16 protein-coding genes are annotated in these 19,929 nt (G+C 72.8%); 7 read left to right on the plus strand and 9 right to left on the minus strand.

Features of this window, described 5'->3' with window-relative positions; genetic code table 11:
- Positions 1–18: 18 nt before the first annotated feature.
- A complete protein-coding gene (locus CCO02nite_RS07750) occupies positions 19–1,584 on the minus strand; it encodes a hypothetical protein (protein WP_146842569.1) in 1,566 nt (521 codons plus the stop codon).
- Complete coding sequence (locus tag CCO02nite_RS07755) at positions 1,560–2,423, minus strand: ABC transporter ATP-binding protein (RefSeq protein ID WP_146842570.1); 864 nt, start codon at positions 2,421–2,423, stop codon at positions 1,560–1,562. Before CCO02nite_RS07755 ends, CCO02nite_RS07750 begins: the two co-directional genes overlap by 25 nt.
- On the opposite strand from CCO02nite_RS07755, the gene CCO02nite_RS07760 reads away from it, so the two are divergent.
- Complete coding sequence (locus CCO02nite_RS07760) at positions 2,422–3,828, plus strand: DNA recombination protein RmuC (RefSeq protein ID WP_146842571.1); 1,407 nt, start codon at positions 2,422–2,424, stop codon at positions 3,826–3,828. The two genes, CCO02nite_RS07755 and CCO02nite_RS07760, sit on opposite strands and share 2 nt — an antisense overlap.
- A gap of 33 nt (positions 3,829–3,861) precedes the next feature.
- Here CCO02nite_RS07760 and CCO02nite_RS07765 read toward each other — a convergent pair whose 3' ends face one another.
- Positions 3,862–4,902, minus strand: coding sequence for a 4-hydroxy-3-methylbut-2-enyl diphosphate reductase (locus CCO02nite_RS07765; protein ID WP_246117421.1), 1,041 nt, complete (start codon positions 4,900–4,902; stop codon positions 3,862–3,864).
- Between the two features lie 111 nt (positions 4,903–5,013).
- On the opposite strand from CCO02nite_RS07765, the gene xseA reads away from it, so the two are divergent.
- The 4 genes from xseA (at position 5,014) to CCO02nite_RS07785 (ending at position 9,375) form a co-directional block, all read left to right on the plus strand.
- A complete protein-coding gene (xseA, locus tag CCO02nite_RS07770) occupies positions 5,014–6,294 on the plus strand; it encodes an exodeoxyribonuclease VII large subunit (RefSeq protein WP_146842572.1) in 1,281 nt (426 codons plus the stop codon).
- Between the two features lie 97 nt (positions 6,295–6,391).
- Entirely contained in the window at positions 6,392–6,640 is a 249-nt protein-coding gene (locus CCO02nite_RS07775; protein WP_146842717.1) for an exodeoxyribonuclease VII small subunit, read from the plus strand.
- Positions 6,637–7,563 (plus strand): carbohydrate kinase family protein, encoded by a 927-nt coding sequence (locus CCO02nite_RS07780; RefSeq protein ID WP_146842573.1) that lies wholly within the window; start codon positions 6,637–6,639, stop codon positions 7,561–7,563. Before CCO02nite_RS07775 ends, CCO02nite_RS07780 begins: the two co-directional genes overlap by 4 nt.
- A gap of 21 nt (positions 7,564–7,584) precedes the next feature.
- Entirely contained in the window at positions 7,585–9,375 is a 1,791-nt protein-coding gene (locus tag CCO02nite_RS07785) for a hypothetical protein (RefSeq protein WP_146842574.1), read from the plus strand.
- 4 nt (positions 9,376–9,379) lie between these two features.
- Here CCO02nite_RS07785 and CCO02nite_RS07790 read toward each other — a convergent pair whose 3' ends face one another.
- Genes CCO02nite_RS07790 through CCO02nite_RS07805 form a run of 4 tightly spaced genes read right to left on the minus strand, consistent with a single transcriptional unit; the run spans position 9,380 to position 13,748 of the window.
- A complete protein-coding gene (locus CCO02nite_RS07790) occupies positions 9,380–10,642 on the minus strand; it encodes an ABC transporter ATP-binding protein (protein WP_146842575.1) in 1,263 nt (420 codons plus the stop codon).
- Positions 10,643–10,656: 14 nt separating this feature from the next.
- Positions 10,657–11,499, minus strand: a complete 843-nt coding sequence (locus CCO02nite_RS07795; protein ID WP_146842576.1) for a carbohydrate ABC transporter permease — start codon at positions 11,497–11,499, stop codon at positions 10,657–10,659.
- Positions 11,500–12,438: a carbohydrate ABC transporter permease gene (locus CCO02nite_RS07800; protein WP_371862498.1), complete on the minus strand. Its 939-nt coding sequence runs from the start codon at positions 12,436–12,438 to the stop codon at positions 11,500–11,502. It lies immediately after the preceding gene.
- A 17-nt stretch (positions 12,439–12,455) separates the two neighbouring features.
- Complete coding sequence (locus CCO02nite_RS07805) at positions 12,456–13,748, minus strand: extracellular solute-binding protein (RefSeq protein WP_246117423.1); 1,293 nt, start codon at positions 13,746–13,748, stop codon at positions 12,456–12,458.
- A gap of 140 nt (positions 13,749–13,888) precedes the next feature.
- Here CCO02nite_RS07805 and CCO02nite_RS07810 point away from each other — a divergent pair, with 140 nt between their 5' ends.
- Positions 13,889–14,530, plus strand: a complete 642-nt coding sequence (locus CCO02nite_RS07810; RefSeq protein WP_146842718.1) for a carbonic anhydrase — start codon at positions 13,889–13,891, stop codon at positions 14,528–14,530.
- A 57-nt stretch (positions 14,531–14,587) separates the two neighbouring features.
- Positions 14,588–16,006: a class II fumarate hydratase gene (locus CCO02nite_RS07815; RefSeq protein WP_146842579.1), complete on the plus strand. Its 1,419-nt coding sequence runs from the start codon at positions 14,588–14,590 to the stop codon at positions 16,004–16,006.
- A gap of 1,417 nt (positions 16,007–17,423) precedes the next feature.
- Here the strand turns inward: CCO02nite_RS07815 and CCO02nite_RS07820 are convergent.
- Both CCO02nite_RS07820 and CCO02nite_RS07825 read right to left on the minus strand, forming a co-directional pair.
- A complete protein-coding gene (locus tag CCO02nite_RS07820; RefSeq protein ID WP_146842580.1) occupies positions 17,424–19,070 on the minus strand; it encodes a DHA2 family efflux MFS transporter permease subunit in 1,647 nt (548 codons plus the stop codon).
- Positions 19,071–19,174: 104 nt separating this feature from the next.
- Complete coding sequence (locus CCO02nite_RS07825) at positions 19,175–19,822, minus strand: PadR family transcriptional regulator (RefSeq protein ID WP_146842581.1); 648 nt, start codon at positions 19,820–19,822, stop codon at positions 19,175–19,177.
- Positions 19,823–19,929 lie beyond the last annotated feature (107 nt).

A 19,929-nucleotide genomic window follows, 5' to 3' on the forward strand; every position in this document is an offset into this window, starting at 1 on the left:
GTGCCCGCGCGCGGCCGGCTACGAGAACGAGACCAGGCGGTGCAGCAGCAGCGGCGCGCGCCGGTCCAGCACACGTCCGCCCGTCCGCACGCCCACGACGAGCACGATCGCGCCCAGCACGAGCCCGACGAGCGCGGCCGCCACACCGAGCGCCGCCGGGCCGCCGCGCACCGCGAGCCATGCCAGCACGATCTCGGGCAACGCGAGCACGATCACGGCCATCCAGCCGACGGTCTGCGAGAGGAACGCCGCGAGCGAGGTCCCCTGCCTCGTCGCGAACGGGTTCTCCCCCGGCTGCTGCACGGGCATGACGACGAGCGCCGAGACCACGCTCGCGCCGCCGTACGCGGTGAGCAGGACGCCGAGGCTGGCGCCGAGCAGCGCGGGCAGGTCGTCGCTCGCGCCGACGACCGCGGCGGTCGACACGACGATCGCGGCGACGACGGGCACGCCGATCGTCGCGGAGGCGAGCACGCGCCCGAGCCGGTCGGTCACCCCGCGCAGGGGTGCCGCGACGTGCGTCCAGAACGCGGTCCCGTCGTAGCTGAGGTCCGCCGAGATCCCCCAGCCGACGAAGAACGCGGCGATCGGACCCGAGATCAGCACCAGCGCGGACCCGCGCCCGACGACCCACAGCAGCACGGGGGTCAGCGGCACCATCACGAGCGCCAGCGCGTAGCGCGGGTCGCGCACCCAGTAGGTCAGGCAGCGCGCGGTGACGGCCCCGAGCGGCGTGGCCGGCAGCCGGCCGAACCAACCGAGCCCCTTGCGCGGGCCCGCCGCCTCCTGGTGCGGCGGGTTGACCAGCACGTGCGCGGTCGCCCGGCCCCACACCCACCACGCGAGCACGAGCCCGGCCGCGGCGATCACGAGGCGCACGACGACGAGACCCCACCGACCCGCCGCGGCGTCGCCGGCTGCCGCCCACGGTGCACCGGCCGGCGTCCAGGCGAGCACCTGCGCGGGGCGGTCGAACGTGTGCTCGTCGACCGACACGACCGCGGCACCGGACAGCGACCCGAGCGCCGGCCCGATCGACGCGAGCAGCAGCACGACGAGCACGGCGAGCAGCTCGCGCACCCGTCGGCGCGCGACCAGCGGCGCGGCGACGGTCGAGATCGCGCGGCCGCCGACGACCGCGAGCGCGAGGCCGGCGGCCGCACCGAGGAGCGCCACCGGGACGGTCAGCGGGTCGCGCCACCAGGTCAACCCGATCGCGAGCGACGTGACGGTGCTCATCGCGCCCGGGATCCCGACGAGCCCGGCGATCGCGAGCCCGGTCAGGAGGCTGCGCCGCGGGATCGCGAACGTCACGAAGCGCGCGGGGTCGAGCGTCGCGTCGACACCGAACGCGACGAGCGGCACGAACCACCAGCCCAGGACGAGCACCGACCCGACGACCACGGTGACGGTCTGCCGCAGCGCGGTGTCCTGCGTGCTGAGGGCGGCCAGGCCCGCCACGACGAGCCCGAGGACGAGCAGCCCGTAGACCAGTCCGAGCACGAGCCCGACGACCTGCCACGCGCTGCGGCGCAGCCCGTTGCCCAGCAGCGCGAGCTTCAGTCGGACGAGGTGCGCAACCACGCGAAGCCCTCCGCCGCGACCCGCCCGCCGACCAGCTCGACGAAGCGGTCCTCGAGACTGCCGTCGCCGCGCACCTGCTCGACCGGCCCGGCGGCGAGCACCTGGCCGCGCGCAACGACCGCGACGTGGTCGCACATGCGCTGCACCAGGTCCATGACGTGCGAGGACACGACGACAGTGCCCCCGCCGCGCACGTAGGACGCGAGGATGTCGCGGATGTTCGCGGCCGAGACCGGGTCGACGGCCTCGAACGGCTCGTCGAGCACGAGCAGGTTCGGCGCGTGCACGAGCGCGCACGCGAGCGCGACCTTCTTCGTCATGCCCGCCGAGTAGTCGACGACGAGCGTGCGCGCGTCGTCGACGAGGTCGAACGCCGTCAGCAGCTCGCGCGAGCGCCCGGCGACGGTGTCCCGGTCGAGCCCGTGCAGCAGGCCGGCGTAGGTGATGAGCTGCTCGCCCGTCAGCCGGTCGAACAGCTTGACGCCGTCGGGCAGCACGCCGAGCGTGCGCTTGACGGCGACAGGGTCGGCCCACAGGTCGCGGCCGTGCACGAGCACCTGACCCGCGTCGGGCTGCAGCAGGCCCGTGGACATCGAGATCGTCGTCGTCTTGCCCGCGCCGTTCGGCCCGACGAGACCGTAGAACGAGCCCGCCGGCACCGTCAGGTCGATGCCCGCGACCGCGATCTTGGGCCCGAACCGGCGCCACAGACCGCGCAGCGCGAGCGCCGGCGTCGGGGTGGCGGGCGTGACGTCGTCGGGCACCTGGACAGCATAGGGACCGCCGTCCGGGGCGCGGGGCGGCGGCCTTGTCAGTGGCTCGTGGGACGGTGCGGGCATGGGTGGACAGGTGCTGGCGGGGCTGGTCGTGGGAGTGCTGCTCGGCGTCGTGCTGGGCTTCGCGGTGGCGTGGGCGGTCGCGACGAGGCGCGCGGACGCCTCGGTGCGTGCCGCGCAGGTCGAGGCTGCTCGGGCCGGCGCGCGGCTGGACGCGGAGCGGGCCTCGTCCGCCGAGCGGGTCGCGGCCGCGCAGTCGGACGACCAGCGCATCGCCGAACAGTTCCGCGCCCTGGCGGCGGACGCGCTCACCCAGAGCTCGGAGCAGTTCCTCGCGCTCGCGTCGCAGCGACTCGCGGCCGACCGGCAGTCGCAGGTCGGCGAGCTCGCGCAGCGCGAGCAGGCCGTGCGCGAGCTGGTCGAGCCGCTCGGCCGCACGCTCGACGAGGTGCGCACGCAGCTCACCACCGCGCAGCGCGAGCGGGCCGCAGCCGAGGCCGCGTTGCGCTCGGAGGTCGACTCGATGCGCACCGCGACGCAGGCCGTGCGAGCCGAGACCGCACAGCTCGTCACCGCGCTGCGTTCCTCGCAGGTGCGGGGCCGCTGGGGCGAGCTCCAGCTGCGGCGCGTGGTCGAGGCGGCCGGCATGCTCGCGCAGGTCGACTTCGTCGAACAGGAGCAGGTGCGTACCGACGACGGCCTGCAGCGGCCGGACCTCGTCGTGCGCCTCGCGGGCGGCAAGCAGGTCGTGGTCGACGCCAAGGTGGCGTTCCTCGGCTTCCTCGAGGCCGCGCAGACCTCCGACGAGACGGTGCGCACCGAGCGACTGGCCGCGCACACCCGGCACGTGCGCGCGCACGTCGACGCGCTCGCGGCGAAGCGCTACTGGGAGCAGTTCACCCCGGCCCCCGAGTTCGTCGTGATGTTCGTTCCCGCCGAGTCCTTCCTGCAGGCCGCGCTCGAGCAGGACGCCGGCCTGATCGAGTACGCGGCGGCGCGCAACGTCATCCTCGCGACGCCGACGACGCTGCTCGCGCTCCTGCGCACCGTGGCCTACGCCTGGCGGCAGGACGCGCTCGCGTCGAACGCGCAGTCGGTGCTCGACCTCGGCAAGCAGCTCCACGGCCGGCTCGCGACGATGGGCGGTCACCTCGCGCGGCTCGGTCGCTCGCTCGGGTCCGCCGCGGACGCCTACAACTCCACGGTCTCCTCGCTCGAGACGCGCGTGCTGGTCACGGCACGCCGGTTCGCGGCGCTGGAGGTGGTCGACGAGGCGCTGCCGACGCCCGCACCGGTCAACCCGCAGCTGTCCGCGGTGACGGCACCCGAGCTGGTGGCCTCGGTCGAGGAGCAGATCGTCACGCTCGACGGGTTCGACTCGCGCGCCCGGCGTGACGAGGAGTCGTTCGCGGCCGAGGCGGTCACGAACGAGCCGGTCGAGCGCGCGGATGGCCGAGCCGGCGCCTGACCTGCAGCGGCGCGACCGGGCGCGGCGTGCGGATCAGGTGGGGGTGACCTGCAGCGACGTGCGGCCGTCACGGCGCGGACGGGGAACGGGCGTGCCGGCCGCCTTGAGGTCGGCACGCAGCTCGCGCGGCAGCGAGAACATCAGGTCCTCGGTGGCCGTGCGGACCTCCTCGACCTCGCCGAAGCCGTGGGCCGCGAGCGTGTCGAGCACGTCTCGGACCAGGATCTCCGGCACCGAGGCCCCTGACGTCACGCCGACCGTCGTCGCGCCGACGAGCCAGGCAGGGTCGATCTCGGCCGCCTTGTCGATGCGGTACGACGAGCCTGCACCGGCCTCGAGCGCGACCTCGACGAGCCGCACGGAGTTCGACGAGTTCGCGGAGCCGACCGTGATGACCACGTCGCACTGCGCCGCGATCTTCTTCACCGCGACCTGGCGGTTCTGCGTCGCGTAGCAGATGTCGTCCGACGGCGGGTCCTGCAGCGCGGGGAACCGCTCGCGCAGGCGGCGCACGGTCTCCATCGTCTCGTCGACCGAGAGCGTGGTCTGCGAGATCCACACGATGCGCTCGGGGTCCCGCACGACGACGTCGTCGACCGCGGCCGGCGAGTTGACCACCTGGATGCGCTCGGGCGCCTCGCCCTGCGTGCCCTCGACCTCCTCGTGCCCCTCGTGGCCGATGAGCAGGATGTCGTAGTCCTCGGCCGCGAACCGCACGGCCTCCTTGTGCACCTTGGTCACCAAGGGGCACGTGGCGTCGATCGTCTGCAGGTTGCGAGCGGCGGCGGACGCGTGCACGGCCGGCGAGACGCCGTGCGCGGAGAACACGACGCGCGCACCCTCGGGCACCTCGTCGGTCTCGTGCACGAACACGGCGCCGCGCGCCGCGAGCGTCTCGACGACGTACTTGTTGTGCACGATCTCCTTGCGCACGTACACGGGCGCGCCGTAGTGCTCGAGGGCCTTCTCGACGGCGACGACCGCGCGGTCCACGCCGGCGCAGTAGCCCCGGGGAGCGGCGAGCAGCACGCGCTTGGGGCGCGTGGCGATGTCGTCGGCGTTCGTGGGAGTCACGTGGTGAGTCTAGTTCGGCCCCGCGTCGAGGGTCCCCGGGGCTGCGGTGCCCGGTGAGGCGGAGCTTGCGGATCCCCCGACCCCGGGCTTCCGCAGCGGGATGTAGGTGGCATGCGGCAGGCTGGGCGGGTGGGCGTTCCCGACGAGGCAGTGGCCGCGAGCAGCGGCCGGCTCCCGCTGCCGCTGAAGGCGGCCGACACCAGCCCGGACCGGCCGTGGCCGGTGCGCCACCTGGCACCCAAGATCGCCGACTACGTGCAGAAGATGCCGCCGGTGTGGGTCGAGGGCCAGGTGCTGGACCTCAAGCGCTGGAACAGCACCGTCTTCCTGACCCTGCGGGACACGGACGCGGACATGTCGCTGTCCGTGACCACCAGCGCGGGCGCGATCGCGCGGCTCGGCGGCAAGGTCGACGACGGTGCGCACCTCGTCGTGCACGTGCGGCCGTCGTTCCACCTCAAGCGCGGCGCGCTGTCGTTCGCGGCCGACGACGTGCGCCTCGTCGGGCTCGGCGAGCTGCTGGCGCGCATCGAGCAGCTCAAGGGCGTGCTCGCGGCCGAGGGCCTGTTCGACGAGCGCCGCAAGAAACCGCTGCCGTTCCTGCCCGCCGTGGTCGGCCTCGTGTGCGCGCAGCAGGGCGACGCGGAGCACGACGTGGTCTCGAACGCGCGCGCCCGCTGGCCCGCGGTGAACTTCGAGATCCGTCGCGTCACGGTGCAGGGCCCGCGCGCGGTGCCCGAGGTCGCGGCCGCGATCGCGGAGCTCGACGCCGACCCACGCGTCGAGGTGGTCGTCGTGGCGCGTGGCGGCGGGTCGTTCGAGGACCTGCTGCCGTTCAGCAACGAGACCCTCGTGAGGGCCGCGGCTGCCTGCCGCACACCGCTGGTCAGCGCGATCGGCCATCACCTCGACTCGCCCCTGCTCGACCTGGTCGCGGACCTGCGCGCCTCGACGCCCACGGATGCCGCCAAGCGCATCGTGCCCGACGTCGCGGAGGAGCGCGCCCGGCTCACGCAGGCGCGGTTGCGCGCCCGGGCCGCGCTCGGGCAGCGGCTCGCGCGCGAGCAGGCGCAGCTCGACCACCTGCGATCGCGCCCGGTGCTCGCTCGGCCGCAGTCGCTCGTCGAGCAGCACGAGACGCGGGTGCTCGCGCTGCGCGAGGGCGCACGCCGCGCGTTGCACCACGCGCTCGCCCAGGGCGTCACCGAGGTGCGCGGCCTCGCGGCGCAGGTGCGTGCGCTGTCTCCCGCCGCAACGCTCGACCGCGGGTACGCGGTCGTGCAGCGCGGCGACGGTCACGTCGTGCGCGCGCCCGACGAGGTGTCGCCCGACGAGCCGCTGCGCCTGCGCGTCGCGCGCGGCGAGATCGCCGCCCGCGTGACCCCGCCGTGAGGGTGGGTGCTGGTTGACTGTGCCCGTGACGAGCAGGAGCGGTGCGCGCAAGGGCGGTTCGAGCGACGACGGTACGGCGACGCCGGGGGGCGACGGGGTGGACGAGGGTACGGACGCCGTCGGCGGGCTGAACTACGAGCAGGCGCGCGACGAGCTCGTCGCCGTCGTGTCCCGGCTCGAGACGGGCGCCGAGACGCTCGAGGAGTCGCTGGCGCTGTGGGAGCGTGGCGAGGCGCTGGCGGCCCGCTGCCAGGAGTGGCTGGACGGGGCACGCGAGCGGCTCGCGGCGGCCCGCGGCGAGACGACGACCTCATCGGCAACGGTGACGGAGGTGGAGGGTTCATGAGCGGCGGCGGGACGGCCCTGGTGATCGGCGAGGCGCTGATCGACGCGGTCGAGCGCGCCGACGGCTCGCGCGAGCGTCACCCGGGCGGCAGCCCGGCCAACGTGGCGATCGGCCTCGGCCGGCTCGGACGCGACGTGGCCCTGGCGACGTGGCTCGGCGACGACGCGGACGGCGACGCGATCCGGGCGCACCTGCGCTCGTCGGACGTGCGCGTCCTGCGGGGCGACCGCAGCGCGACCCGGACGCCGACCGCGACGGCCCACCTGGACGCCCAGGGCGTCGCGACGTACGACTTCGACCTGGAGTGGGACCTCGCGGGCGCCTGGGACGACGAGCCGGTCGCGCCGCTCGTCGTGCACACGGGCTCGATCGCGACGGTGCTCGAGCCGGGCGCGCAACGCGTGCGCGCGGAGCTGGAGCGCCGACGCGACACCGCGACGATCACCTACGACCCGAACCTGCGGCCGGCCCTCATGGGCAGCCCGGCCCACGCGCTGCCCTACGTCACCGCTCTTGTCTCGCTCGCGGACGTCGTGAAGGTGTCCGACGAGGATCTCGCGTGGCTCCACCCCGGCACCCCACCCGGCGAGGTCGCGGCCGACTGGGCCCAGCGCGGGCCGGCGCTCGTCGTCGTGACCCACGGCGGCGAGGGGGCGTTCGCGGTCAGCGCGTCGGGTGCGCGGCTGTTCGTCGCGGCGCCGCGGGTGACGGTCGTCGACACCGTCGGGGCGGGCGACTCGTTCATGGGCGGGCTGGTGGACGGTCTGTGGACCGCGGGCCTGCTGGGCGCCGACCGTCGCCAGGCGCTGCGCGACGCCGACGCCACGACGATCGAGTCGGTGCTGACGCGCTGCGCGCGCATCGCGGCGATCACCGTCTCGCGCGCGGGCGCGAACCCGCCGCGCGCCGACGAGCTCGACTGAGCCCGACCCGGCACCACTGGCGTGTCCAACTACTTCACGGCGGTCGTCCGCACGGACCTGGTCACGCGGGTCGAGGCCTGGCTGCGCGAACGGGGATCGAGTCCGTCCGAGGAGCACGTCGAGCGGATCGGGCCGGACACGACGCTCGTCGTCGTGAGCGCGGGCATCTCCGACTGCCTGGCACCGGGCAGGTTCTTCCGCGGGACCGCGATGTCCCCGGAGCACGGCGCGATCGCCTACGGCCCCCGCGGCTGGGCCGCGCTTCCCGACGAGGCGCGGCGAGATCCGCACGGCGTCGCGGGCACGTTCGTGCTCGTCGAGTGGGACGCGGCGCAGGTCGTCGTGAGACGCGACCTCACCGGGTCGGTGGGGTTGGCGTGGACCAGCGGGGACGGGATCACCGCGGCGAGCGACTCCCTGCTGCTGCTCGTCGACCTGCGCAGGTGGCTGGGCCTGCCCGTCACGCAGAACACCGAGCACCTGCTCGCGCGCGCGTTCCCGAACAACAAGGGCGCGCAGCAACCGTGCGAGGAGACCTTCGTCCAGGAGGTCTCCTACGCGGCGGCCGGCCGGGGCCTGCGCATCCCGCTGGACACCCTGCGTGGCGAGCAGGACGGGGCCCGCCTGACCGATCGCCTCCTCGACGCCGAGGTCGACGAGGTGGCGACGTTGCGCGCCGCCGCGGCGTTCGTCGTGCGGACGATGACGGCGCTCGTCCGCGCGCCGCACGTGGACGTGCGGTTGTCGTTCTCGGGTGGGTACGACTCACGGGTGCTGCTCGGCGGTGCGCTGCGCGGCGGTGTGCTCGCCGAGCTACCTGTCGCCGTCGTCGACCGAGATGCCGGGCACGCACCCGACGTGGTGGCGGCACGAGGGGTCGCCGACCGCTACGGACTCGTGCTCGGTGACGGCACACGCAGATCGAAGGGCGACGAGCTGCGACCCGACGCGCTCGGCACCTTGGCCTCCACGACGCTCGGCTTCTACGACACGGTCTTCCTGGAGCCTGTCGTGCAGCGCGGAGCGGTCGGGCTCAACGGCATCGGCGCGGGACTCCTCAAGGGCGGCTGGGGCTGGCGGTCGATCTCCGAGCTGCTGCCGGACGCCGAGAAGTTCGTCGCCGAGCGGGCCGCACTGCGCGCGCAGTCGGCCAAGGGCGTGCGCGCGGCGGGCGGCGAGCCGGGCTGGGCCGATGCGAGCGAGCTGCTCTACGCAGCGTTCCGCAACGGCATCCACGGCGCGGGCGTCTCGATCGCCGTCACGATGACGACGCTGCGGCCGCTGGACCAGGTCGCACTGGCGCGGCTGGGTCACGCGCGGGTGGACGGTCGGTCGCCGCGTGAGCGCCGCGAAGCCGCGCTGCTGTACGGGGCGCAGCCCTCCCGGATGACGGGGCTGCTGGCGCTCATGGACCCCGAGCTGGCCACGTTGCCGTACGAGACACCCCAGAAGGCCCTCTCGCCCGGGCTGGTCGCCGAGCGACTGGCCGCCGCCGGCGGACCGCTCACCCCCAGCGAGATCGACCAGCCCGTCGCGCTGCTCGGGAGCCCGAGCGACGTCCCGGCGGGGCCGTCCCAGCTCGGCCTGGGCGCCGCCCGGCACGTCGGCTTCCACGGCCCGTTCCAGGGACCCGAGCTCCTGGACCTCGCGCGGCGCGGCGCCGAGTCGGTCGAGGACGCGCAGGCCCGGCTGGTCTACGAAGGTCTGCTGCGCAAGGCGGACCAGCACGTCGTGCGTCGAGGCGTGGAGCCCCGGTACGCGGGGCCCTCCCTCGGCAAGCTGCTCGCGCTCGCGATGATCGCCGGGCCGTGACGCGCTAACCGGCCTTGCGGCCCTCGTCGCGCTGGTGCACCCGCGCCAGCGAGGCCTTGCGGTCCGCCTCGTTCTGCTCGTCGATCGCGCGTGCCGTGTCCGCGTCGAACGTGAGGTTCTCACCGGTCTCCGGGTCGAACACCATCATCTTCGTCGGGTCGAACGCGAGCGTCGCGGTGTCCCCGTCACGCACCCGGGACTCGGTGTCGAGCGCGACGACGAGCTGCGTGCGCATGCCCTCGCCGTCGAGGTCGCGGTCGAGCTCCTCGAGCTTGTCCGCGACCGCGTGGCTCGTCTCGAACGGGATGTAGGCGTACAGGTCGGAGCCCAGCCACTCCGTGACGTCCACGTCGGCGTCGAACGTCACCGCGGAGGCCTTCTTGCTCTCCTCGAGCAGCGCGGCGTCCGCGAAGTGCTCGGGGCGCAGCCCGACGATCACGACGCGGCGCGAGCCGATCCGGGTGCGCAGGTCCGCGGACAGCGTGACGTCCGCGATCGGCAGGTGCATCGTGCCCCCGTCGATCTCGCCCGGCAGGAAGTTCATCGGCGGGGACCCGATGAACCCGGCGACGAACAGGTTGACCGGCTGCTCGTAGAGCCCGCGCGGGGACGCGACCTGCTGCAGCTCGCCCTTGCGCAGCACCGCCACGCGGTCGCCGAGCGTCATGGCCTCCGTCTGGTCGTGCGTCACGTAGACGGTGGTCGTGCCGAGCCGGCGCTGCATGCGCGCGATCTCGGTGCGCATCTGGCCGCGCAGCTTGGCGTCGAGGTTGGACAACGGCTCGTCGAACAGGAACGCGTTCGCGTCCCGCACGATCGCGCGGCCCATCGCGACGCGCTGCCGCTGGCCGCCCGAGAGGTTCGCCGGCTTGCGCTGCAGGTGGTCCTGCAGCTCGAGGGTGGCCGCGGCGCGCTCGACCTTCTCGCGGATCTCGTCGTCCGTGAACTTGCCCTTGGTGAGCCGGAGCGGGAACGCGATGTTCTCGAACACGGTCAGGTGCGGGTAGAGCGCGTAGTTCTGGAAGACCATCGCGAGGTGGCGGTCACGCGGCGCCTTGTCGTTGACGACGACGTCACCGATGCGCAGCTCGCCGGACGTGATGTCCTCCAGCCCGACGATCATGCGCAGCAGCGTCGACTTCCCGCAGCCGGACGGCCCGACGAGGATGACGAACTCGCCGTCGGCGATGTCCAGGCTCACGCCCTTGACGGCGAGGAACCCGTCGCCGTAGCGCTTGACGATGTCCTTGAGGGTGATGGCAGCCATCGAAGTCTCCTTGGTCAGCCCTTGACGGCGCCCTGGGTCAGGCCGGACACGATCTGGCGCTGGAAGAGCAGCACCAGGATGACGACGGGGATGGTCACGACGACGGCCGCCGCCGAGATCGCGCCGGTCGGTTCCTCGAACTGCGAGGCGCCGGTGAAGAACGCGAGAGCGGCCGGCACGGGGCGGGCCGCGGACGTGGACGTCAGCGAGATGCCGTACACGAAGTCGTTCCAGGCGATGAAGAACGCGATGAGCGCGGTGGTGAACACGCCCGGAGCGGCGATCGGCACGATGGCCTTGCGGAACGCCTGCCACGGCGTCGCGCCGTCCACCTGCGCGGCCTGCTCGAGCTCCCACGGGATCTGCCGGAAGAACGCCGCCAGGGTCCAGATCGAGATCGGCAGCGTGAGCGACAGGTACGGGATGATCAGGCCGAGCCAGGTGTCGTACAGGCCGATCGAGCGCCACAGGTTGAACAGCGGCGTCACGATCGAGACCACCGGGAAGATCGAGACGCCGAGCGCGGTCGTCAGGATGAGCTTCTTGCCGCGGAAGTTGAGCCGCGCGATCGCGTACGCCGCGAACGTCGCGAGCACCACGGCGATCGCCGTCGCGATCAGCGAGATGCCGATCGAGTTGCGCAGCGCGGGCAGGAACAGGTCCTTCGCGGAGCCGGTGAAGATCTGCTCGTAGTTCGTCGTCGTCCAGGTCTTCGGCCAGAACGTGCCGAGGTTGAGCTGGCTGGGCAGCTTGAAGGACGTCGCGAGGATCGAGACCACCGGCAGCAGCGCCCAGACCATCACGACGACCGTGATGACGGCCCACGCCACCTTGGCCCGCGTCGAGAGCGTGCGCATCTACTTCTCCCCCCTCGCGCTGGCCAGATCGACCTTGAACAGCTTGATCGCGACGAAGCAGATGAGGATCACGCACAGGAACAGGAGCACCGAGATCGCCGAACCCATGCCGATCTCGAGGCGTCCGATGGACGTACGGTAGGCCACCAGCGAGAGCACGTCGGTGCCGTTCGCGCCGTTCGTCATGATGAACACGTTGTCGAAGATGCGGAAGGCATCGAGCGCTCTGAACAGGACCGCGACCATGATCGCCGCGCGCATGTTCGGCAGGACGACGCGCTGCATGCGCTGCCACCACGTCGCGCCGTCGACCTGCGCCGCCTCCTCGAGCTCGGTGGGCACCTGGGCGAGCCCCGCGAGCAGCAGCAGCGAGATGAACGGCGTCGTCTTCCAGATCTCGGACATGCAGATGACGAACAGGCTCGTGCCCTGGTGGGCGAACCAGTTCAGGTCGGGATCGACTCCGGGCACCCAGTCGAACCAGTGGTTGACGAACCCCGAGTTGATGTCGAACGCGTAGAACCACGCGAACGCCGAGACCACGGTGATGATGCCGTAGGGCACGAGGATCACCGTGCGCAGCATGGTGCGCACGGACTTGATCGCGCGGTGCATGACGAGCGCGAGCGCGAAGCCCAGGACCAGCTCGACGAGCACCGTCACCACGGTGATCAGGGTCGTGACCCCGAACGCGCCCCACCACACCGGGTCGGTGAGCACGACCGCGTAGTTCTGTCCGCCGACGAACTCCCGGTCCGCGGGCGCCGTCAGCCGGTAGGAGTACAACGAGTCGAAGAACGCCTGCAGGATCGGGTAGACGGTCACGGCGATCATCACGACGAATGCGGGCCCGGCGAGCAGCCAGCCGAGCCTCGCCTCGTCACGTGCGCGCTCGGAACGCTCGGGCTTGCGCGCCCGGCGCGCCCGCCCGTCCGTCACGACGGTGTCGGCGGTGGTCACAGCAGCGCCTCCCCTCGGAGCACCGAGGTGATGAAGTCGGTCGACTCCTGCGGGGTCGTGTCCGGGTTCACCGAGATCGGCGGGTGCCACGTCTCCTGGAGACCGATCGAGACCTCGTTGTAGTAGGGCGTCTGCGGCCGCGGCGCCGCCTGCTCGAGAGACTCGCGGATCACGTCCGCCATCGGGAACGCCTTGGCGACCTGAGGGTCGTCGTACGCGGCGACCGACGCGGGCGGGTTGCCGTTCGTCGCGAAGTAGTACGACTGGTTCTCCGGCGCGACGATGCACTGCGCCGCCTCGAACGAGAAGTCGGTGTGGTTGCTGAACGCGCCCACGCCCAGGCTGATGCCGCCGTACGGGGGCCGGGAGTCGGTGCCCTCGGTCACCTGCGGGTACAGCGCCCATCCGATGTCGTCGATCAACGACTGGTCGAGCGTGCCGTCCGCGACCGCCGCGTTCGTGGCCGACCAGACGAACGGCCAGTTGACCATGAACGAGCCGCGGTCCCCCTGGAAGACGGTCATCGTCGCGTTCTCGTCGGCCGTGGGCAGGCCCGGACCACCCAGCCCGTCGCGCCCGATGGTGCCGACGATGTCCGCCGCCGCGCGTCCGGCGTCGGTGTCGAGGCCGAGCGTGATCTCGTCCGCCGGGGCCTCCGGGTTCTCGAGGATGTGCCCACCGGCCGACTCGACGAGCGCGTTGATCCACACCGTCAACGACTCGGCCTTGGCGCCCTGCACCCCGAGGAACTTGTCCTGGTCACGGGCCGCGTCCATGATCTGCTGCCACGTCACCGGCGTCGTGGACGGGTCCAGGCCGGCCTTCTCCGCGACCGACTTGCGGTACCAGAGCAGCTGCGTGTTCGCCCAGAACGGGATCGCGACGAGCTTGCCCTTCCAGGTCGCTCCGTCGATCGCGCCCTGCACGACGCCGTCGCTCGCCTTGGCCGCGACGTCGTCGGGGATCGGTGCGAGGAAGCCGGGTTCGGCCAGCTCGGGGATGAAGGGCGGGTCGAGGCTCATGATGTCGATCGACGAGTCGTGGGCGGCCAGGCGGCGCGCGAGCTGCTCGCGCTGCGAGGCGGCGTCGCGCGGGAGGACCTCGGTCGTGATCGTGTACCTGCCCGCCGCGGCATCGGTGCAGCGCCTGGCGATCTCGACCTGGCCGCCGTTGTCCGGGTTGATGTACCAGATCAGCGTCGGTGGGCCGGACTCGCCCGCGCAGGCAGCCAGCGGCAGGACGAGAGCGACCGCGGCGGTGATCGCCAGGTTGCGGCTACGTCGTCGCACGTGGACCCCCATGTCCGTCTTGCGCCGGTGTGTCCTGGTCCTTGGTTACACCCCTGCGGGGACGTGCGCACCCCGAGACGGAACTTCGGCGCCGTCCGCCCTTCGATCCCCCGGTGCCGAGGACGCTCCCGGCTGCCACGATGGGCGTCGTGACGACCCCCCTCACTCCCGCGCAGGCCTGGGCCGCGCTCAAGGCCGGCAACGACCGCTTCGTCCGCGGCGAGATGGAGCATCCGTCCCAGGACGTCGGGCGTCGCGCCGAGGTCGAGGACAGTCAGCACCCGTTCGCGGTGCTGTTCGGCTGTTCCGACTCGCGGGTCGCGGCCGAGATCATCTTCGACCGCGGGCTCGGCGACCTGTTCGTCGTGCGCACCGCCGGGCACGTACTCGACACGACCGTGATCGGATCGATCGAGTACGGCGTCGAGCTGCTCAGCGCCCCGCTCGTCGTCGTGCTCGGCCACGACTCGTGCGGTGCGGTCGCTGCCGCGACCGCCGCGCTCAGCGACGGCAGCGTCCCGCCAGGCTTCGTGCGCGCCGTCGTCGACCGCGTGATCCCGAGCATCGTCGGGCTCGTCGCGCACGGCGAGCCCCTCTCGAGCGTCGATGCCGCGACCCTCGGGCACGAGCACGTCAAGCACACCGTCCGCATGCTGCAGGGCTACTCCGTCTCGCTCGCCGAGGCCGTGACGCAGGGCCGCTGCGCGATCGTCGGGCTCGAGTACGCGCTCGTCGACGGCCGCGTGCGGATCGCGGAGGTCGTCGGCGACATCGGCGAGTGACGCCGGTGTGGCGACGCTCACGGCCTCCCGTCCGCGTGGGTGCGGCAGGATGAGCGCATGACTTCTGCACCCCTCGACGACGGCGTCGAGTACCGGATCGAGCACGACACGATGGGTGAGGTCCGGGTCCCGGCCGCCGCCCTGTACCGCGCCCAGACGCAGCGCGCCGTCGAGAACTTCCCGATCTCCGGCAGCACCCTGGAGCGCGGGCACATCGAGGCCCTGGCCCGCATCAAGAAGGCCGCGGCCCGCGCCAACGCCGAGCTCGGCGTGCTGCCGCAGGACGTGGCCGACGCGATCGTCGCGGCCGCCGACGACGTCGCGAGCGGCGCGTACGACGCGCACTTCCCGGTGGACGTCTACCAGACCGGCTCGGGCACGTCGTCGAACATGAACACCAACGAGGTCGTCGCGACGCTCGCCACGCGCCGCCTGGGCCGCGACGTGCACCCGAACGACCACGTCAACGCCTCGCAGTCGTCCAACGACGTGTTCCCGACGAGCGTGCACGTCGCGGCCACCGCCGGCGTCGTGCGTGACCTCGTGCCCGCGCTCGAGCACCTCGCCGGCGCGCTGCAGGACAAGTCCGACGCCTGGGCCGGCGTCGTGAAGTCGGGCCGCACGCACCTGATGGACGCGACGCCCGTGACCCTCGGCCAGGAGTTCGGCGGCTACGCCGCCGCCGTGCGCTACGGCGTCGAGCGTCTGCAGGCAGCGCTGCCCCGCGCCGCGGAGGTCCCGCTCGGCGGCACCGCGGTGGGCACCGGCATCAACACCCCCGCAGGCTTCCCGCAGCGTGTGATCACGCTGCTGCGCGAGGACACCGGCCTGCCGCTGACCGAGGCGCGCGACCACTTCGAGGCGCAGTCCTCGCGTGACGGGCTCGTCGAGCTCTCCGGTGCGCTGCGCACCATCGCGGTCAGCCTGACCAAGATCTGCAACGACCTGCGCTGGATGGGCTCCGGCCCCAACACGGGGCTCGGCGAGATCGCCATCCCCGACCTGCAGCCCGGTTCGTCGATCATGCCCGGCAAGGTCAACCCCGTGGTCCCCGAGGCCGTGCTCATGGTCGCGGCGCGCGTCGTCGGCAACGACGCCACGGTCGCCTGGGCCGGGGCCTCCGGCTCGTTCGAGCTCAACGTCCAGATCCCTGTGATCGCGTCGGCGCTGCTCGAGTCGATCCGTCTGCTCGCGAACGCCAGCCGGGTGCTGGCCGACCGCACCGTCGTCGGGCTCGTCGCCAACGAGGCACGCGCCCGGGCGTTTGCGGAGTCGTCGCCGTCGATCGTCACGCCCCTGAACCGCGTGATCGGCTACGAGGCCGCCGCGAAGATCGCCAAGCACGCCGTCAAGGCGGGCATCACGATCCGCCAGGCCGTGATCGACCTCGGCTACGTCGAGCGCGGCGAGCTCACCGAGGCCACCCTCGACGAGGCCCTCGACGTCCTCACCATGACCCGCCCACCCCAACCCTGACCCTCCTCCCCCGGCCCCGCCAGCCCCCCCGACCTGAATGCAGAGATGAATACAGGTCTCGCCGGCCCCACCCGCCGAGTCCTGCACCCATAGCTGCACCCACCAGCGCCGGCACGAGCCGGTCGGCGCAGGTGGGTCGGCGCGGGTGGGTCGGCGCGAGTCGGTCGGCGCGGGTCGGTCGGCGCGAGTCGGTCGGCGCGGGTGGGTGGGGGGCGAGCTACTCGGGCGTGAGTGCAGGGATCGATGCAGGTCTCGCCGGCCCCACCCGCCCGTTCCTGCACCCACAGCTGCACCCACCAGCGCCTATCAGTCGGCGCCGGCGCGCGGGGCTGGGCCCGGACGGGCGAGTTGCCGGCGACTCGGGCGTGAGTGCAGGGATCGATGCAGGTCTCACCGGCCCCACCCGCCGGGTCCTGCACCCATAGCTGCACCCACCAGCGCCGGCGCGAGCCGGTCGGCGCGGGTGGGTCCGCGCGGGTCGGTCGGCGCGAGTCGGTCGGCGCGGGTCGGTCGGCGCGGGTGGGTCGGCGCGGGTCGGTCGGCGCGGGTGGGTGGGGGGCGGGCTACTCGGGCGTGAGTGCAGGGATCGATGCAGGTCTCACCGGCCCCACCCGCCGGGTCCTGCACCCATCGCTGCACCCACCAGCGTCGGCGCGGATCGGTCGGCGCGGGTACGGGTGATTCGAGCGGGCGACCGTCGGGACGGGGTGGGCGCGGCGCGGGCTACTCGTGTGTGGGTGAAGCGATCGGTGCAGGGTTCGGCGGGTGGGGCCCGTCAGCCCTGCATCCATGACTGCACTCATCGGGGATGGCGCAGCGACGGGTGCGGGGCGGGGTGCGGTGCCGGGACGGCGCCGGTGTGCTGGGCGATGCCGGGGCGATCGGGTGGCGGGTGCAGGCGTCGGTGCAGCAGTGAATGCAGGGTTCGGCGGGTGGGGCCCGTCAGTCCTGCATTCATGGCTGCACTCATCGGGGATGGCGCAGCGACGGGTGCGGGGCGGGGCGCGGTGCCGGGGCGGGGTGCGGTGCCGGGACGGCGCCGGGGTGCCGGGACGGCGCCGGGGTGCTGGGCGATGCCGGGGCGGTGGCGGGTGCAGGCGTCGGTGCAGCAGTGAATGCAGGGTTTGGCGGGTGGGGCCCGTCAGTCCTGCATCCATCGCTGCACTCATCGGGGATGGCGCAGCGAGGGGTGCGGGCGGGGTGCGGCGTCGGGGTGGCGGGTGCTGGCCTCGGTGCAGCTATGAGTGCGGATGTCGGCGGGTCGGGCGGCCGGGTGCTGCACCCATTGGTGCATCCGTCGGGGCCCAGACGGGGGACGGTGTGGGTGAGGGGCGGCGTGGGCCGCCCCTCACGGGTCAGTGGCCGGCACTCAGGTGCCAGTGGCCGGCGCTCACGGTCAGTGGCCGGCACTCACGGGTCAGTGGCCGGCGGTGGTGGTGGCCACTGCCGTCGGGTCGGGGGCGCCGTGGTGGTGGGGGCGGACCGAGGACATGACGAGCGCCGAGACCAGGCCGAGCGCCAGCACACCGACGGTGAGCAGGAGGGTCTGGCCGACGGCGGTGGACAGGCCGGCGTGGATGGCGTCGGCCGCGGCGGTCTGGACCTGGGCCCAGACGTCGTCGGGGACACCGTCCGGCTTCGGGAACGCCTCGGCACCGCCGCCCGCGAGCGCGGACGGGTCGATGTGCGAGAAGGCCTCGAGGAACGGGGTCCGCGCCGCCTCGGGCAGCGACTGCGCGGCGGTGGCTGCCTCTGCCGGGATCTCGATGCCGAGACGCGACGTGAACAGCGCAACCACGGCCGCCGAGCCGATGACCCCACCGATCTGCCGGTTGGTGTTGAACGCACCCGCCCCGGCGCCGGCGTTGCGGTGGTCCAGACCGGACGTCGCGAGGTTTGCCAGCGGCGAGAACAGGCAGCCGGTGCCGATGCCGAAGAAGCACATCGTGAGGACGAGCTTCCAGACGGCCACGTCCGGTGCCACCAGCTCGGCCAGCGCCCACACGACGAGGACGAGGATGCCGAAGCCCGTCGCGACGATCCACTTGCCGGGCACCTTGTCGGACAGGCGGCCCGCGAACGGCGCGACGATGCCGGACAGGAGCGAGCCGCCCAGCCCGACGAGCGCGGACTGCAGCGGGGTCATGCCGAGAGCGACCTGCAGGAAGATCGTGAACGGGAAGAAGATGCCGGTCATCGCGAACGTCACGGACCAGCCGGCGACGTTGGAGAGCGTGAAGTTGCGGTAGTGGAACAGCCGCAGCGGCATGAGCGCGTCGTCACCCAGGTGGCGCTGCCAGAAGCCGAACGCGACGAGCAGCGCGACGCCGGCGGCCATCACGCCCCACACGGTGATCGGGCCGCGGATGGTCCCCCAGTCGTAGGTCGACCCCTCCTGCAGACCGAACACGAACAGGAACATGCCGACGACGGAGAGCCCGACGCCCACGAGGTCGAACGTGCGGTCCGAGGTGGGCAGCCGGGGCAGGTTCCGCAGCGCGAACACGAGCGCGACGATGCCGACCGGGATGTTGACGAAGAAGATCCACTCCCAGCCGATCGGCACGAGCAGGCCGCCGAGCACCGGGCCCGTGATCGTCGCGACACCCGCGACGGCACCCCACACGCCCATCGCCGCGCCACGCTTCATCGGCGGGAACACGCGCGTGATCATCGACATGGTCTGCGGCGTCATGAGCGCACCGCCGACGCCCTGGACAGCACGGGCGATGATGAGGAGCTCGACGGTGCCGGCCAGGCCGCAGGCGAGCGAGGCCAGCGTGAACAGCACCAGGCCGGAGACGAACACGGGCCGTGGCCCGAACTTGTCACCGAGCCGGCCGGTGACCAGGAGGAGCACCGCGAACGTGAGCAGGTAGGCGCTGTTGACCCAGCCGACCGCGGTGACGTCGGCGTCGAGCTCCTCCATCAGCTTCGGGACCGCGACGTTCACGATCGTCGTGTCGAGCATGATCATGAAGAAGCCGAGGCACAGCGGCGGGAGGATGCTCCACGGGCTGCGGCCGTGCAGGTCGACGAGCGACTCCGGCTGGGGGTGGGACATGGTCGTTCCTTCGTGTTCGGGGCCGGCGCTGGAGACACCGGGACGGGCGGTCACGGCTGGTCGGCCGCGACGGGGTTCAGGACGGGTTCGGTGGCAGGACGAGGTCAGGACCGCACGGAGCGGTCGGGGATCCGGGGGCCGCAGGCGGCCTTGCGCGCCTCGACGTACGCGAGCGGGAACGGCTCGGTCCAGTCGAGCGGGTCGGCCTGGTCCTCCAGGTCGGTGACGAGGCCGTCGAGCCACGCGACCTCGGCCACGGCGAGCGCGAGCTCGTGCTCGACGTCCAGCATGTACCGGCGCGGCAGGCCGAGCGCGCGGGCCTCGTCGTACCGTGCCTGCAGCTGCGCGAGGGTGGCCGCCACGCGGTCCCGACGGCGGCGCAGCTCGAGCGCGACGACCTCCGCGGGCAGCTCGTTGGCCTCGGCGAGACCGACGGGGAACAGCGGGTAGGTGGGGTGGTCGTCACCGAGCAGGCTGCGCAGGCGGGTGCCGAACGCGGCACGCCCCTCGGGCGTGACCTGGTAGGTGGTGCGCTCCGGCCGACCGCCCTCACGGTCCACGCCGAGCGCCTCGACCAGGCCGTCACGTTCGAGCCGCTCGACGGCGTGGTAGACCGCACCGGGGTTGACCCGCACGAGGCGGGCGTCCCCGCGCTGCACGAGCGTCTGGTGCAGCTGGTAGGGGTGCATGGGCTGCTCGTGCAGCAGCGCGAGCAGCAGCACCGCGACCGCCGAGAGATCCCCCGTAGCCATGTCCGGATCCTCCCCCTACCTCTGACATCCGTCGCTCGATGTTCCGTTCGAGTTATTCCGGCTGGAATATACCCCCCGGAACCCGCATGGGGTCAACCTCGCGCATC

The sequence above is a fragment of the Cellulomonas composti genome (genome assembly GCF_007990245.1).
GTDB classification, from domain to species: domain Bacteria; phylum Actinomycetota; class Actinomycetes; order Actinomycetales; family Cellulomonadaceae; genus Cellulomonas; species Cellulomonas composti.

Excerpts from the sequence above, each read along its gene's own strand:
- CCO02nite_RS07760 (WP_146842571.1), top strand. The coding sequence starts at position 2,422 with ATGGGTGGACAGGTGCTGGCGGGGCTGGTCGTGGGAGTGCTGCTCGGC.
- CCO02nite_RS07755 (WP_146842570.1), bottom strand. The coding sequence starts at position 2,423 with ATGCCCGCACCGTCCCACGAGCCACTGACAAGGCCGCCGCCCCGCGCC.
- xseA (WP_146842572.1), top strand. The coding sequence starts at position 5,014 with ATGCGGCAGGCTGGGCGGGTGGGCGTTCCCGACGAGGCAGTGGCCGCG.
- CCO02nite_RS07780 (WP_146842573.1), top strand. The coding sequence starts at position 6,637 with ATGAGCGGCGGCGGGACGGCCCTGGTGATCGGCGAGGCGCTGATCGAC.
- CCO02nite_RS07790 (WP_146842575.1), bottom strand. The coding sequence starts at position 10,642 with ATGGCTGCCATCACCCTCAAGGACATCGTCAAGCGCTACGGCGACGGG.
- CCO02nite_RS07795 (WP_146842576.1), bottom strand. The coding sequence starts at position 11,499 with ATGCGCACGCTCTCGACGCGGGCCAAGGTGGCGTGGGCCGTCATCACG.
- CCO02nite_RS07810 (WP_146842718.1), top strand. The coding sequence starts at position 13,889 with ATGGGCGTCGTGACGACCCCCCTCACTCCCGCGCAGGCCTGGGCCGCG.
- CCO02nite_RS07815 (WP_146842579.1), top strand. The coding sequence starts at position 14,588 with ATGACTTCTGCACCCCTCGACGACGGCGTCGAGTACCGGATCGAGCAC.
- CCO02nite_RS07820 (WP_146842580.1), bottom strand. The coding sequence starts at position 19,070 with ATGTCCCACCCCCAGCCGGAGTCGCTCGTCGACCTGCACGGCCGCAGC.
- CCO02nite_RS07825 (WP_146842581.1), bottom strand. The coding sequence starts at position 19,822 with ATGGCTACGGGGGATCTCTCGGCGGTCGCGGTGCTGCTGCTCGCGCTG.